The sequence below is a fragment of the Pseudoalteromonas sp. SG44-5 genome, assembly GCF_014164175.1.
GTDB classification, from domain to species: domain Bacteria; phylum Pseudomonadota; class Gammaproteobacteria; order Enterobacterales; family Alteromonadaceae; genus Pseudoalteromonas; species Pseudoalteromonas nigrifaciens.
The window spans coordinates 180,520-194,819 of sequence record NZ_JACJES010000001.1 but is presented as its reverse complement, the minus strand read 5'-3'; the positions used below and the strand labels follow the sequence as shown (position 1 = coordinate 194,819).

The following is a 14,300-nucleotide window of genomic DNA, read 5'->3' as shown; positions in this document are numbered from 1 at the left end:
AAAAATGAAAAAGCCGCTTAGCTAAGCTAAACGGCTTTAAAAATTTTAGGTATTGTGAGCAACCAGGCTACTTAACTTGCCAGTCAATTGTATCCTCTGCCTTTATAGGTACTACTTGTGAGTCGCCAAGCGTATAACTTGCAGGCACTTGCCACGGGCTTCTTTCTAAAGTAATGGTATCTTTATTACGTGCAAGGCCATAAAAGTCTGGTCCAAAAAAGCTTGCAAAGCCTTCCAGTTTGTCTAGTTTACCAGCGCCTTCAAATGCCTCTGCGTATAACTCAATAGCAGCATGTGCGGTATAAGCTCCTGCACAACCACACGCAGCTTCTTTTTTATCTTTATAATGAGGCGCTGAGTCAGTACCTAAAAAGAATTTTTTATTACCACTTACTGCAGCAGCCATTAAAGCATGTTGGTGAATATTACGTTTTAAAATAGGTAAACAGTAATAATGTGGGCGAATGCCCCCTGCCAGCATATGGTTGCGATTGTACAGTAAGTGATGAGCAGTAATTGTTGCTGCAACATTATCCGGCGCATTAGTTACAAACTCTACCGCATCTTTGGTTGTAATATGCTCAAGTACTATTTTTAGCTCAGGAAAGTCAGTTACTACATCACCTAAAATCGTTTCGATAAATATTTTTTCACGGTCAAAAATATCAATAGACGAATCTGTCACCTCACCGTGTATTAAAAGCAGCATGCCTACGTCTTGCATTGCAGCTAAAACAGGGTAAATATTTTTAATTGAGGTAACACCTGAGTCTGAATTTGTTGTTGCACCTGCCGGATATAGTTTTGCTGCAACTATTTTGCCAGTTGCTTTGGCTTTTATTATTTCATCTGGGGTTGTTTTATCTGTAAGGTATAGCACCATTAAAGGCTCAAAATTGCCTTGTGGGCCTGCAGCCATTATACGTTCTCTGTATGCTAATGCCGTATCTGTACAAGTTGCTGGCGGCATTAAATTAGGCATAATAATTGCTCGACCCATATAACGGCTAATATCACGAACCGTGTCTTTTAATTGATCACCATCACGTAAGTGTACATGCCAATCATCTGGCCTGGTAATAGTGAGTGTTGCTGCAGAGTCTGTATTTTTAACGGTCATGAGTTGGTCCCTAAGCTAAATTTATCCGATCATAGGCATAGGACGTTTTCGAGTAAAGATCTTATTATAAATAATCAACCTTTGTAGCGCTGCAATTAAACTTTACAGTTTACATAAAGCAATTATCATTTTGTTTTGTAGGAAAGTTAATACCATGTTAAATTAGTACCCGTATTTATACTTAACTAAGAACTACATTATTTGCTATGCCTAACAAAGTAGATATCACTACAGCGCTCGAAGTTAAAACCGATCAGCTGAGTATAATTAATCAGTTCTCTTCAAGCTTGCTGCAATTAGATACGCTTGATGAGCTATTTGAATATGTAACTACCCAAGTGATTAATAGGCTTGGCTTTGTTGATTGTGTTATTTATCTTGCTGATACTGCCAATTTAACGCTTATTCAAGCCGCTTCTATGGGCGTTGCCAGTGAGCGCAAAGAATATCAAGCACAGAGAAAAGTGATCCGCTTTGATGAAGGTATCACCGGCTATGTAGCAACCACAGCTAAAGCAATCATGATTGGCGATGTAACCAAAGATAGCCGCTATATTGCTGATGAGCGCCCTGCTCAATCTGAAATATGTGTTCCACTTATATACAAAGATCATGTTTTAGGGGTAATAGATTGTGAGCACCCAATTAAAAATTACTTTACTAACTCGCACCTCGAAATACTCACTACGGTTGCTCACTTATTAAGTGCCAAAATAAACCAAGTTAATACGGTAAACAGCTTACAAACAACGGTTTTACAATTAAATAATGCCCAAAAGTTAGAAAATAGCCTGCTGCAAATTGCAAACTTAACTTATAAAGCTAAAAATTTAGACGTTTTTTTTGAATCGCTGCATTTAATTATTAATAGTTTACTCCCTGCCGATAACTTTTTTATAGCGCTATACGATAAACAAATTGACGTGTTAGATATTGTTTATATTGTTGAAGAAGGCATTAAAACCAACAGCCATCAAAAAATTTCAAAAGAGCAATTAAAAGACACTGCCTCGTATTATTTATTAGTTACGGAGCAATCTTTACTGCTCACTAATAGTGAGTTTTTACACCATGTAGAACAACAGCATTTTAAAATGGTGGGTAGGCGCGCAGAATCTTGGTTAGGTGTCCCATTTAGGGTAAACGATCGCCATAGCGGTGTTATAGTAGTGCAAAGTTACGATAAAGCACTACATTACAGTCAACACGATAATGCGCTGCTGACCTATGTTAGCCGACAAATAAGTATGGCGATTGATCGCCAATTAGCTCGCCAAGAACTAGAGCACCGCGCCCTGCACGATGACCTCACTGGTCTAGCTAATCGCTCATTACTTATTGAGCGAATTAAGCATGCTATTTTACGCCTTGCAAGAGCAAAAAAAGGCACTAGCCACGCCTTACTCTATTTAGATTTTGATCGCTTTAAAAGTATTAATGATTCACTTGGTCATGAAGTTGGTGATCACTTTTTAATAAAAATATGCCAATTAATTAAAGGCACGGTGCGCAATACCGACACATTTTCACGTTTAGGTGGCGATGAGTTTGCTATTTTTATGGAAAACATCACTCACCGCAATCAGGTAACGGATGCGCTCAAACGCATACAACTTGCCCTTTCAAAGCCAATTAATATTGACGGCCACCTATTACAAGCATCTACAAGTATTGGCGTAGCATTAAGTGATAACGAAAACGACAAAGCCTATATTTTATTGCAACAAGCTGATGCAGCTATGTACGAAGCTAAATCGACAGGACGCGGACAAGTTAAGCTATTTAATAATATTATGCGCAAAAAGCTTAAAACACATGCCGATATTGAAAACGACTTACAACACGGTATAGAGCACAATGAGTTTGAGCTGTATTTTCAGCCTATATTTACCATTGCAACATGTGAAGTAATCGGTTTTGAAGCACTTGTTCGTTGGCATCATCCCAGTAAAGGGTTTGTACCGCCAAATGACTTTATCCCAATTGCTGAAAAAACCGGGCAAATAATTAATTTAGACTTACATTTATTAGATTTAGCCGCACAACAAATTAGCACTTGGCATCAACAAGGACACCGGTTTTTAAAAGTCACCGTTAATGTATCGTCTCGTCACTTTGCCAGTTTAGATTTTGTGGCACAAATTCACGCTATTTATAATAAATATCAGCTCCCGCTGGGATCTTTGTGTTTAGAAATTACTGAATCGGGGTTAATCGAAAATTTAGACTTAGCTACGCAAATAATTGAAGGCTTATCGCCATTAAAAGTAAAGCTTTGCCTTGATGACTTTGGTACAGGTTACTCAGCGCTTGGTTACTTACATCAGCTACCTATTCATATTTTAAAAATAGATAAGAGCTTTATTGATCACTTACATGACTCAGCCAACCCACTCGTTGATGCTATTTTGTCGCTAGCAATATCACTTAATCTTGCAGTGGTTGCTGAGGGGATTGAAACTGCTGAGCAACTCGCTATTTTACAAACTACGCAGTGCAATTACGGGCAAGGCTATTTAAAATCAAAACCGGTAACAGCCCAAGAAGCTATTTTACTAATCAACGCCCCACTATAATAAAAAAGCCAGCTAATTATTGCTGGCTTATTTTTACGATTATTTTTATATAAGTAATATACGTAAGCTACATTTTTAAGGTGTAGATCTAACCTTTAACTCTTCACGCAGCTCTTTGGTTGTTTTAACCATGTTGGTAAGTGCTTGTCCCATGATCTGGTTTTAAACCACAATCTGGATTTATCCACAAACGCGCAACCGGTGCTTTAGCTGCTTTGTGAATAATTGCTTTTTATCCATGCAATACTGGGCATCTTAGCTGTATTAATATCCTAATACACTTGGTCAGTGTCATTCGGGTAATCAACATTTCAAACCTTTGTAATAAATCCATGCTCGCCCACAATATTTTTAGTAATCACACCAAAACCCAACATGAGCTAAACTCATGCAAAATCCATCAAATCTATTTTAAAATGACTTTCATGATTAAAAAACTTAATGTTAAGCATAGAGGTTACTAATAAAACACAATTAACAGCCTTCTAGACGTTGAAACGTTTTTTGTAAAAGCGTAATATGTGCTTACTCTGAGTTAAACTCACCTTTTTCATGAGAATTTTTAAAGATGATTGGTCTTAAACACTTAAAAACCATTGCTACCTTAAAAGAAACGGGATCTTTGGTTAATACCGCACGTGAGTTATTTTTAACACAATCGGCTTTATCACATCAAATCAAAGATTTAGAGAACAAATTAGACTGCCAATTGTTCGAGAGAAAAACCCAACCAGTACGATTTACCCCCCAAGGTATGCTATTACTTGAATTAGCCCACGAAATATTACCAAAAGTAGAAGCAACCAAGTGCCGCTTAAAAGAAAGTTTAAACCAGCCTATTTCACAAATGCGCTTAAGTGTTGAGTGCCATGCGTGCTTTCATTGGTTATTGCCAACAATTAAAGAATTTAATAATTTTTGGCCCGATATAAAAATTGATTACGAACGCGGTTTTAGCTACGACGCCATCCCTGATTTATTAAGTGATGAACTTGACCTAGTGCTCACCTCAGATATACGCGAACCCGACCAGCTAGAATACGCCCATTTATTCGACTTTAAATTAAAGCTCATTGTTGCCCCCGACCATGATCTTGCTAAAAAAGCCTATGTAACTGCGCTTGATTTAAAAAACGAAACTATTATTTCCTACCCTATTCCGCGCGAACGCCAAGATATTTTTAAACACTTTATTCAAAATGCCCGTTTTGATGGCACACTTAAAACAGTTGACCAGGGATTACTTATTTTTCAACTCGTTAGTGCGGGCATGGGCGTGGCTGCATTACCCGACTGGCTGGTTACACCTTACGAAAGCCAAGGATTAATTAAGTCAATTCCGCTAGGAGCATTAGGCTTAACTCGCCCTATGTATTTAGCGATGAAGAAAGAAATGAAAGACAACCCTGTTTATCGTCACTTTTTAAATACCTGTAAGTTAAATAACGGTCGATAAACATCTTACACATGAGTAATATAAAGCTAACTTAGCTTTTTATATTACTCATTATGTTTGCCATTAAAAAATTATTGGGTGGTTTATTAATGCCACTGCCTTTATTGGGTCTATTTGCCCTTATTATGCTACTTTTGGCATTTAGAGGTAAAAAATCTGCTTTATTTTTATCTTTTATAAGCTTAGCGGCGCTGCTTTTAGTCAGCACACCGCTGGTTGCTAACCTAATTATAAAAAATAACGAGTCACCCGCACTGGCATTTAATTCATTAAAACAGCCAAAAATTGACAAAATAGTCGTACTCGGTTGCGACATTAACCCCAACACGGCTTTAAGTGCTAATAACCAACTTGGCAACTGCGCACTTACTCGTTTAGTCGAAGGCATAAAGCTAGCCAAACTCTACCCAAAAGCACAACTTATTATATCGGGCGGCGGATACCAAAAAGTCACTAATAGTAGCTTAATGTATAACACAGCAATAAATTTAGGCATTAATAAAAATCGCTTAGTGCAAAATCCAGCGGCTATGGATACCCCAGCCGAAGCAAGATTATTAGCCCCCACATTAGTTGACTACAAAGTGGCATTGGTTACTTCAGTTTTACATATGCCGCGCGCAAAAGATTTATTTAACGCCCAAGGTGTTGAGGTAATAACAGCGGCAACTGACTATCATAACTTTGCTGTATTACCTTGGCACAAACAACTCGTACCAAATGCCCAAGCTTTGCATGTAGTAACACAATACAGCCATGAGGTAGTGGGTAAAGCGTGGATCAGCATGCGCCGTTGGATAGACCCAGAAGCACTTTAACGTAAGTTCAACACAGTAAATTACAAATAGTGTATTAAACCGGATTACTTAAATAAGTGTCCGGTTTTATTAATTTATAACTCTTTTGCCAATAACGTGTGTCGTACATTTTGCCAATGCGCCACATAACATCCCACAAAGTTACACGTGTTAGTGCACTTACCAAAGACAGCTTTGATTACTTTGTTAAGCAACAAGCAGTGACTTTCCATCGCGCTTAGAGTCAAATTCCAAATGCTAAAGCAGATACATAGGGAGCTCACTTTAGGCCATTTTACTGCATGAACAAGCTATAACTATAACCATCATCATCCGGCACTAGAGGGAGTAATATTAGCTACACAACCTTTCAATTGGCCACTTCACTTTAACTGTATAGATTTTATTTTCTTAGCATCAATAAGTTTTTCTAAAACACTTTACTTAAAGTTTTCTTCGCAAAAAATGAGATAATAATACCCGGAATAGATAAAGCAACGGCAAAGTACACCAAGCTCATAGGTGAATAAATCCCCAGCAGCAGCCCAGCAACAGAAGATGCGATCATAACGGATAAATTAAATACCGAAGACTGAACTGAAGTAGCAACATCTTTAGCATTTTTTACCTGCCTGCTAACGGCGGCCTGCATTAAAGTGACTAAGGGACCAAATGAAAGACCCCAGATAAAAAAAGCAAAATGCCCTACACCTTTTACTTTGCCAAACATTAGTAATGTGAGCATAGAAACAATAAGTAATGCAAACATGGTTATTGTTAATAGCCGCAGGTATTTATCGATAAGTTTTATAGCTAAAAAAACAGAAATCATCGAACCTATACCAAAAAACAATAAAGCACTTTCAATCCCACCAGCTAAACCAATTTCCTCAACCAGGCTTGTAATGTAAACATAGGCACCATAATGTGCGGTTACACCAAGCAAGGTAAGCACGAGAATAACTAGTACAGCTGGATTTGTTAATACCGCAAAAGGTGAGGAGCTTTTGCTCAGCTTTTCACCGGGCGCAGAAGGCAAAGCAAAAAAGCTAATAACTGCAATAGCAATAATAACCAGCCCAAAGCCAATAAACTCACTTCGCCAACCATATTCATTGCCAATAGTCGTCATTATGGGCATACCAATACTAATTCCCAGCGTGGTGCCTGCCATAATAACCGCAATAGCCTTGCCATGATGTTCCTCATCTACCAGTCGCATACCGTAAGCTGCAATCATTGGCCACATCACACCTGCACAAATGCCTCCGATAATTCTAAGAAAAATAATAACGTTATAATTATCAATCAGCCCAACCACAATGTTTGAAACGGCAAAGCCACTCAACAAAAGCAGCAGTAAGTGCTTGCGATTAAATTGCATCGTCATTGAAATGAGCGGAATTGCAAATATCGCTGAAGCAATGGCGTAGTAGCCCACCAAATTACCTGTTTGCATCTCACTAATATTGAGATCGGCCATCATTAAAGGCATAACACCTGAGGGCATCAGCTCCGATAATATCCCTACAAAGGTCACTGACGACATCAAGATCATAATCAGCCATGGGAATAAGCTAGCGGTTTTTTGAGAAATATTTTCAGTGCTCATAATTTTTATCGGTTCTTAACTTTTTAAATTTATTGGCTTAGATGCTGCCAGATTAAGTGTGTGGTGAAAACAGCTGTTGTTCCTATAGTCTAGTGTTAAGTGCATACTATTTGGTTGTGCTGTTGAGTTGCAGTAAATCCCATTTATTACTATATAGGTCTTGAAAAAACACTACTGTGCCATACTCTTCAACTCATGGCTCTTCATTAAATACAACATCATTTGCTTTCATTAGCTCATAGTCTCGCCAGAAATCGTTGGTCTGTAAAAATTCCACCGGTTTGGTTACCAACAGCTTGTGTCTGCTCGTTTGTGCTCCTAGTAAATTCGTACCATTAGAATAGGGAAGATAAACCTAAACTCAGCGCTTCCCGCCACCTAAATCAGTATCTTCGAGGAGTGTAAATTGAAGTTTTTTAGTATACAACGCGATAGCATCATCGTAGTTTTTAACGATTAGAGCTACATTTTAATGTGCGGTTGAACTGATTTAGACATGGTAATTTCCGGATATGTGCAGCTTTACTAACTACGCTGCAATTACAAACCTTAAAATAGGTGTTTTTTATTTTCCGTGATGGAAACTACCACCTCTGATACTATTGTTATACGCTACGTGGAGCAAACATTATTATAGCCATACCTACAAGTGCTACACCAGACCCCACAAGATCCCATGTAGTTGGACGAATACCATCAACAGCCCACAACCACAAAATAGCCATGAAAATATACACGCCACCATAAGCAGCATAAACCCTACCTGCAGCGGCTGGATGCAACGACAATAACCAAGCAAATATAGCCAGGCTGAGGGCTGCAGGAACCAGTAACCAAACCGATTTCCCCTCACGCAACCAAAGGTATGGTAAATAACAGCCAATAATTTCTGCCAAAGCCGTAATTAAAAAAAGACCAAATATTTTCATTTCGCTCAAAAGTGACTCCTCTCATTACTTATATTCGAGGCTCTGAAGTTTCTAGTTATAGAAAAACGGCTTCAAGCATTCCCCAAAAACGCGATCACGACTTAAATCTAAAGCAGCTCATAAATATAAAATAGCCTCATAGGTTAGTAGCTTAAGATTTATAGCTTAAGCTTTACCTGTCACTTTGTATTTAGTAAAAACCACCCAGCCGCAACCTTCACTAACACATGTATTAATATGGTTTTTTGTATTGTTTACCAAAGCCATGAGAGCTAATGATGATTTTATATTTATTGCATTTTTAACTATTTATACTGGGTTATCTATGTCAATAAATGTGACGTCAAAACCATGCTCTTGAGCGAGTAGCTCACCTAATGCTTTAATGCCGTAGCGCTCTGTGGCGTGGTGCCCTGCGGCAAAAAAATCAATATTTTGCTCGCGCGAGCTATGAATAGTTTGCTCCGAGGCTTCGCCAGTTAAGTAGGCGTCAAGGCCTTGCTCTGCAGCTAGGTCAATGTAACCTTGCCCGCCACCGGTGCATAACCCAATTGTCTCTATTTTATCTGTTCGTACTAAACTGCTCAGTGGTGATCTGTTTAACACTTGAGCTATTTTATTGGCAAACTCTTCACCCGTTAACGGTGTTTTTAAACGCCCTTTCATTGCTACGCTGTTTGCAACAGGCTCTAAACCCGCTTCAATTTCAATATCTAGCAACAGTGCTAATTGTGCGTTATTACCAAGTACCGGATGTATATCGAGCGGTAAATGATAAGCAAATAAGTTAATGTCATTTGCTAATAACGCACCAATGCGGCGTTTTTTCATACCTGTAATTGGTTGCGATTCGCCTTTCCAAAAATAACCATGGTGCACTAATATTGCATCAGCATTTTTTTCTATTGCAGCATCAATCAGTGCTTGGCTTGCAGTAACACCAGTAATTATGGTTTTAATTTCATTTTTGCCTTCAATTTGTAAGCCATTTGGGCAAAAATCATTAATTGTGTGGGGTTTTAAAATGTCATTTAACAGCTGGTTAAATTCTCGACGTTGCATACAAGCTACCTTACTTAACACTGAATTTTGTGCAAATTTTGGCTGTTTATGAGCTAAAATGGAAGGAAAATCGCAAAAAATTGAAAAACACTTTTAAAATAGGTATAAATAGGACTTCTTTATCTGTGTTAACAACGTATAGGGTCTCTAATGAGCAAACTAGACAAAACAGCAGTGTTATCTGCCTTTGAATCAGCGTATGAAGCTGCCAACGGTAAAAAACCTGAAATCACTACAAAACCAGGCTGGTACAGCATCGATGGCGGCAAAAATTTACGCCTAGCTGATGTAGCAGAGTTAACTAAAAAGTTAACTTCTGGCAAAACTGCTAAAACGAAAAAAACTAAAGTGGCTGCGCCTGCTAAAGCACAGAAAAAAGCACCATTTACTGTTGTTACCGAAAATGAAGACGGTTATACAGCTGAAGAGTTTTGGATTGTAGAATTAGCGCGTAAAGAGCACGATTGCCGTTTACCGCGCGGTGTTGTTTAACATCCTAATGTGATTTTAAAATAAACCGCGTTAAGCGGTTTTTTTATGCCTAAAAAAAGCGGCTAACTTAACACTAAGTTAGCCGCTTTTAAATGCGTTAACGTTATTTAAACTCTAACTTTAAATGTTATTTGTTGTTTTCAAAATAAAGTGGTTTACGCTGTTTTTTACCCACCTCAACCATAGTTGCGGCATTAAATAAGCGGCCGTTGATCATGGTGTAGTCAATTTTGTCTGAGTCGCGGATATTACTTAGCGGATCGCCATCAATTACCATTAAATCAGCAAGTTTACCTACTTCTAGCGATCCGACGTTTTTATCTAGCCCTAAGTACTTAGCTGGATCGAGTGTAGAGGCTCTAATTGCTTCAAGTGGGGTCATGCCACCTTGGGCAAACATCCACATTTCCCAATGCGCACCTAAACCTTCACGTTGGCCATGCGCTCCTAAGTTAACTAGTACACCTAGGTCTTGCAGCTCAGCAGCTACGCGGGCATTGTTAAAATGGTTATAGTGATGCTCGGGTGCTTTAACGCGGCGCATTGAGCGCGGTAATAATTGGTTTTTAGGCACAAATTTACTTAACCGTGGGTGATTCCACACATCCGTTTTATCGTACCAGTAATTTTCGCCCCAAATACCGCCATAGGCTACAACAAGCGTTGGTGTATAACCTACATCACTTTGTGACCACAGCTGTTTTATATCGTCGTAAATATGCTCTACCGGAATTGAATGCTCAATGCCTGTATGCCCATCTACTATCATACTTAGGTTATGTTGTAGTAATGAGCCACCTTCGGGTACTACCATCATTTGCAGTTCACGCCCCGCTTCTATTACTTGCTGGCGTTGCTCGCGACGTGGTTGGTTGTACGATTTAACACTAAACGCGCCAACCTTTTTTAAACGCTCTAAATGAAATTTAGCATCATCTAACGAGTCAATATGCGAGGTATACCCTGGCATATTGGCGCCATACAAAATAGTACCGGTAGAGAATATACGCGGGCCAACTATCATGCCTGCTTTTTGCATTTCACTGGCGGTGAATATTTCTGAGGTGTCGTTTGATGGGTCGTGAATTGTAGTTACACCTAATGCAAGCCCTGCAAAGTTTTTCCAGTTTTGTTGTGGAATAATTTCATCACTTGCTTGCGAGCCATGTGCGTGGGCGTCGACTATCCCTGGCATAATCGTTTTGCCCGTTACATCAACTACTTTAGCACCTTTGGGAATGCTTACTTCAGCGGCTGTACCAATGGCTTTTATATGCTTACCATCGGTGATAATCACACCATTTTCAATAACTTTTTCGCCATCCATAGTAATAATTTTAGCGCCCGTTAGAGCTATCATGCCCTTTGGCTCAGCCATTTTTTTACTAAAACTAATGTTATCGCCACTTTTTACTTTAAAGTCTTTATCGTCAGCTTTATTAATAGCAAACATACCCTCAAGGCTGGCATGATAAAGCTCAGGACCTAAAGTCCAATACAGTTTATTGCTATTAGCGCTCCAGCTAATATTTTCTCCCGCACGAACAGATAACTGCTCAATAGGAAATTGGTTGTCTGTAGGGCTAATATTAAGCGTTTTACCGCTTTCTACAAACGGTGTTACAAATACTTTAAAGCGCTCAGCAAACGCAAGATATTGGCCATCTGGCGATACTCTAAATTCGGTGGCATGCTCAGATTCGTAAAGCTTACGCACTTTTTTAGTATCAAGCTCTACTACACTCAGCGTTGGTTTTGGCCACGGGCTCATGATGTACACTCGATCGTTAGCTGCGCCAAACTGTGGCTGATAGCCATTTTTTGAAATTAACTCACTTTTGCCGCCTTTAGTACTTACGCTGTAAACTCCTGGGTTTAGTGACCACTTAGGGTTTAAAATACTGCCACCGGTGGCTTTGCGATAAACCACTGTTTTACCATCTGGGCTAAAGGTAGGCTCAACGTACTTACCCGGTTGCTCAGTTATGGTGTCACCACGGCCACTGCTCGCAGAAACCACACGTACTTGACCTTGCTCGTTATCGTCCCACGTGGTGTACACTATTTTTTTGCCATCGCGCGAGTACTGCGCAAATAACTCGTAATGATCGGTTTGTTTGGTTAAACGCTTAATTTTACCTGATTCTAAATCACGTTTATAAATGTGTCCTAACGCTTCAAAAATAGCCGTTTCACCATCGGGGCTAATTTGTACGTTACGCAGCATTTTTACATCAAACTCATCAGTATCGAGGTTTTGAGTAAAACGCACTGCTTTTTGAATTTTTTTAGTGGTTTGTACTTTAAAAGCAATGGTTTCTACCGATTTATCGCTAACATCGAGTTTATGTATTGTGCCACCAGCCCAAAATACCAGTTGTTGATTATCTGGCGTCCAAGCAATCGTGGGGTAAACACCATGAATAGCCCAAGTTTCTTGCATATCGCGTTCTAACTTATCGTACAGTTTAGTGTGCTCACCGCTAGTTAAGTCGTATAAGTACAGGCTAGTTTGAAAGTCGTCACGCTTTATATAAGCAAGCTTTTTACCATCGGGTGAGGGGGTTGGTCTTATTGCGCCACCCATGCCACTAATCACCGTTTCAATTTCGCCGGTTTCACGGTCGTAACGTTTTATTTTATAAATTCCCGCCACAGAGTCTTTTGAATAGTGAAAGGTTTTACCTGGTGTTGCATCATGCGAAAAGTATACATAACGACCATCGGGCGAAAACATCGGCTCACCCAAATCTTTTTGATCGTCAGCTCGCTTGGTAAGCTGTACTCCTTTACCACCCGCTTTATGATAAAGCCATACTTCGCCTGCCCCTAATGAGCGACTTGCGGTAAAGTGTTTACGTGCAACTAGGTAGTCGCCATCAGGACTCCATGCAGGGCTGTTTAATAAGCGAAAGGTTTCGTCGGTTACTGCACTTTGGTTTTCGCCGTTTAAATCCATAATCCAAATATTATCGCCGCCACCTTGATCTGAGGTAAAAGCAATGTGTTTACCATTTGGGCTAAAGCGCGGTTGCATTTGCCATGCAATATCTGAGGTAAGTTGTGTGGCATTGCCGCCACTTATTGGCATAGTATAAATATCGCCAAGTAAATCAAACACCAGTGTTTTACCATCAGGGCTAATATCTAGGTTCATCCATGTGCCTTGATCAACACTAATGGTGGCATCTACAAATTGCCCTTTAGGTGAATCTACTTGCCATTTTGGCTCATCGTCTTGTTGGGCTTGTGCGTTGCCTAGTGCCAATGACACAGATAAAGCTAGCACCGTTTGCAGCATTTTTTTCATGCAATTCTCACTTATTATTGTTGCTCTATGTAACTCTCTTACATGATTGCAACAAAAACGCCGACAAGTTGCCAGCGTTATAAGATGAAATGCCGTAAATTAATGCCAGACTATAGGGTCAAATTGATAATAGTCCACCAGCAAGCGATAAATTTCAGGGTCATATCGGCGCAGTTCTGCCGGCTTCTCTAAAAAGGTTTCGGTGATCACCGCAAAAAACTCAGCCTCATTAGTCGCGCCATAACTATGAATAACATGCTCCATACTATAAGCAACATGACTTTTTAACTGGTTAAAGGCACGACTAAATACACGCCCCCATTCTTTATACTCGGCTGCTGTTTTAAGTAACGGCGTACCGGTTGTTTTGCCGGTTTCTTGATCTAGCTGATGCGCAAATTCATGAAACACTAAATTATGGCCATCACTGGGTAATCTATTTCCCTCAAGAACGTCGTGCCAACTGAGTACTAATGTACCACCTGGCCACGACTCACCTAGCCTAATTGCATTATGATAGCTAACTAAGCCAGCGCTATCACGCGTTAACTGCGGCGCATAATAAGCACTTGGATAGAGGAGTATTTCTTTTACATTTTTGTAAAGTGGCCAAGGTTTATTGAGCACAAGCAAGCAGGCATCGGCTGCTACAATTAGCTTCATTGCACCTGTTAGTTTTAAGCCATCGCACCCTACAAAGCGTTTTTCACTTAAAAACCACATAATATGACGCTCTAACTTTGCTCTATCAGCATCGGTCATTTTTTTATAAATAGGCATACAACGCAGTAAAATATCTTTTTGCTGCGAATTAAGCTCAAGAGTTTTATATTTACGTTGCCATAATCTATTTTGAATAGCTGGCCAACGCCAAAAAATAACCACAAAAATAATTAAGATAACAATTAACAATCCATTTATCATGCTGATGCCTTCGCTCAATGTA

General features: G+C 39.5%; 11 protein-coding genes and 1 pseudogene. 4 read left to right on the top strand and 8 right to left on the bottom strand.

Annotated features, from left to right (window positions below):
• Positions 1-67: 67 nt before the first annotated feature.
• A complete protein-coding gene (gene pyrC / locus H5079_RS00995; protein ID WP_086993324.1) occupies positions 68-1,120 on the bottom strand; it encodes a dihydroorotase in 1,053 nt (350 codons plus the stop codon).
• A gap of 206 nt (positions 1,121-1,326) precedes the next feature.
• Here pyrC and H5079_RS00990 point away from each other — a divergent pair, with 206 nt between their 5' ends.
• Positions 1,327-3,696: a GGDEF domain-containing protein gene (locus tag H5079_RS00990; protein ID WP_182683243.1), complete on the top strand. Its 2,370-nt coding sequence runs from the start codon at positions 1,327-1,329 to the stop codon at positions 3,694-3,696.
• Positions 3,697-3,820: 124 nt separating this feature from the next.
• Here H5079_RS00990 and H5079_RS18370 read toward each other — a convergent pair whose 3' ends face one another.
• The gene (locus H5079_RS18370) at positions 3,821-3,886 is read right to left on the bottom strand and encodes a hypothetical protein (RefSeq protein WP_231613568.1); all 66 of its coding nucleotides are present in this window, start codon (positions 3,884-3,886) and stop codon (positions 3,821-3,823) included.
• A 378-nt stretch (positions 3,887-4,264) separates the two neighbouring features.
• Here H5079_RS18370 and H5079_RS00980 point away from each other — a divergent pair, with 378 nt between their 5' ends.
• Together H5079_RS00980 and H5079_RS00975 are read left to right on the top strand one after the other, a co-directional pair.
• The gene (locus H5079_RS00980) at positions 4,265-5,152 is read left to right on the top strand and encodes a LysR family transcriptional regulator (RefSeq protein WP_011327866.1); all 888 of its coding nucleotides are present in this window, start codon (positions 4,265-4,267) and stop codon (positions 5,150-5,152) included.
• Between the two features lie 53 nt (positions 5,153-5,205).
• Positions 5,206-5,970 carry a YdcF family protein gene (locus tag H5079_RS00975; RefSeq protein WP_182683242.1) on the top strand — a complete coding sequence of 255 codons (765 nt, stop codon included), beginning with the start codon at positions 5,206-5,208 and terminating at the stop codon, positions 5,968-5,970.
• Positions 5,971-6,379: 409 nt separating this feature from the next.
• On the opposite strand, the gene H5079_RS00970 is transcribed toward H5079_RS00975, so the two are convergent.
• The 4 genes and pseudogenes from H5079_RS00970 to H5079_RS00955 all read right to left on the bottom strand — a co-directional run bounded on the left by H5079_RS00970 (position 6,380) and on the right by H5079_RS00955 (position 9,552).
• Positions 6,380-7,561 carry an MFS transporter gene (locus H5079_RS00970; protein ID WP_182683241.1) on the bottom strand — a complete coding sequence of 394 codons (1,182 nt, stop codon included), beginning with the start codon at positions 7,559-7,561 and terminating at the stop codon, positions 6,380-6,382.
• Positions 7,562-7,667: 106 nt separating this feature from the next.
• Positions 7,668-8,018: pseudogene (locus H5079_RS18365) on the bottom strand (VOC family protein).
• A 148-nt stretch (positions 8,019-8,166) separates the two neighbouring features.
• A complete protein-coding gene (locus H5079_RS00960; RefSeq protein ID WP_011327860.1) occupies positions 8,167-8,490 on the bottom strand; it encodes a YnfA family protein in 324 nt (107 codons plus the stop codon).
• 309 nt (positions 8,491-8,799) lie between these two features.
• Positions 8,800-9,552 carry a Nif3-like dinuclear metal center hexameric protein gene (locus H5079_RS00955; protein WP_011327858.1) on the bottom strand — a complete coding sequence of 251 codons (753 nt, stop codon included), beginning with the start codon at positions 9,550-9,552 and terminating at the stop codon, positions 8,800-8,802.
• Between the two features lie 150 nt (positions 9,553-9,702).
• Here H5079_RS00955 and H5079_RS00950 point away from each other — a divergent pair, with 150 nt between their 5' ends.
• Positions 9,703-10,044 (top strand): hypothetical protein, encoded by a 342-nt coding sequence (locus H5079_RS00950; RefSeq protein ID WP_011327857.1) that lies wholly within the window; start codon positions 9,703-9,705, stop codon positions 10,042-10,044.
• A 127-nt stretch (positions 10,045-10,171) separates the two neighbouring features.
• Here the strand turns inward: H5079_RS00950 and H5079_RS00945 are convergent, their stop codons facing one another.
• Together H5079_RS00945 and H5079_RS00940 are read right to left on the bottom strand one after the other, a co-directional pair.
• Positions 10,172-13,354 carry an amidohydrolase family protein gene (locus H5079_RS00945; protein ID WP_086993317.1) on the bottom strand — a complete coding sequence of 1,061 codons (3,183 nt, stop codon included), beginning with the start codon at positions 13,352-13,354 and terminating at the stop codon, positions 10,172-10,174.
• 99 nt (positions 13,355-13,453) lie between these two features.
• Positions 13,454-14,278 carry a M90 family metallopeptidase gene (locus H5079_RS00940; RefSeq protein WP_011327855.1) on the bottom strand — a complete coding sequence of 275 codons (825 nt, stop codon included), beginning with the start codon at positions 14,276-14,278 and terminating at the stop codon, positions 13,454-13,456.
• Positions 14,279-14,300 lie beyond the last annotated feature (22 nt).

Bases quoted from the DNA above. Each gene is read 5' to 3' on its own strand.
- H5079_RS00980 (WP_011327866.1), top strand. From the start codon at position 4,265: ATGATTGGTCTTAAACACTTAAAAACCATTGCTACCTTAAAAGAAACG.
- H5079_RS00955 (WP_011327858.1), bottom strand. From the start codon at position 9,552: ATGCAACGTCGAGAATTTAACCAGCTGTTAAATGACATTTTAAAACCC.
- H5079_RS00950 (WP_011327857.1), top strand. From the start codon at position 9,703: ATGAGCAAACTAGACAAAACAGCAGTGTTATCTGCCTTTGAATCAGCG.
- H5079_RS00970 (WP_182683241.1), bottom strand. From the start codon at position 7,561: ATGAGCACTGAAAATATTTCTCAAAAAACCGCTAGCTTATTCCCATGG.
- H5079_RS00940 (WP_011327855.1), bottom strand. From the start codon at position 14,278: ATGATAAATGGATTGTTAATTGTTATCTTAATTATTTTTGTGGTTATT.
- H5079_RS00945 (WP_086993317.1), bottom strand. From the start codon at position 13,354: ATGAAAAAAATGCTGCAAACGGTGCTAGCTTTATCTGTGTCATTGGCA.
- H5079_RS00960 (WP_011327860.1), bottom strand. From the start codon at position 8,490: ATGAAAATATTTGGTCTTTTTTTAATTACGGCTTTGGCAGAAATTATT.
- H5079_RS00990 (WP_182683243.1), top strand. From the start codon at position 1,327: ATGCCTAACAAAGTAGATATCACTACAGCGCTCGAAGTTAAAACCGAT.
- pyrC (WP_086993324.1), bottom strand. From the start codon at position 1,120: ATGACCGTTAAAAATACAGACTCTGCAGCAACACTCACTATTACCAGG.
- H5079_RS00975 (WP_182683242.1), top strand. From the start codon at position 5,206: ATGTTTGCCATTAAAAAATTATTGGGTGGTTTATTAATGCCACTGCCT.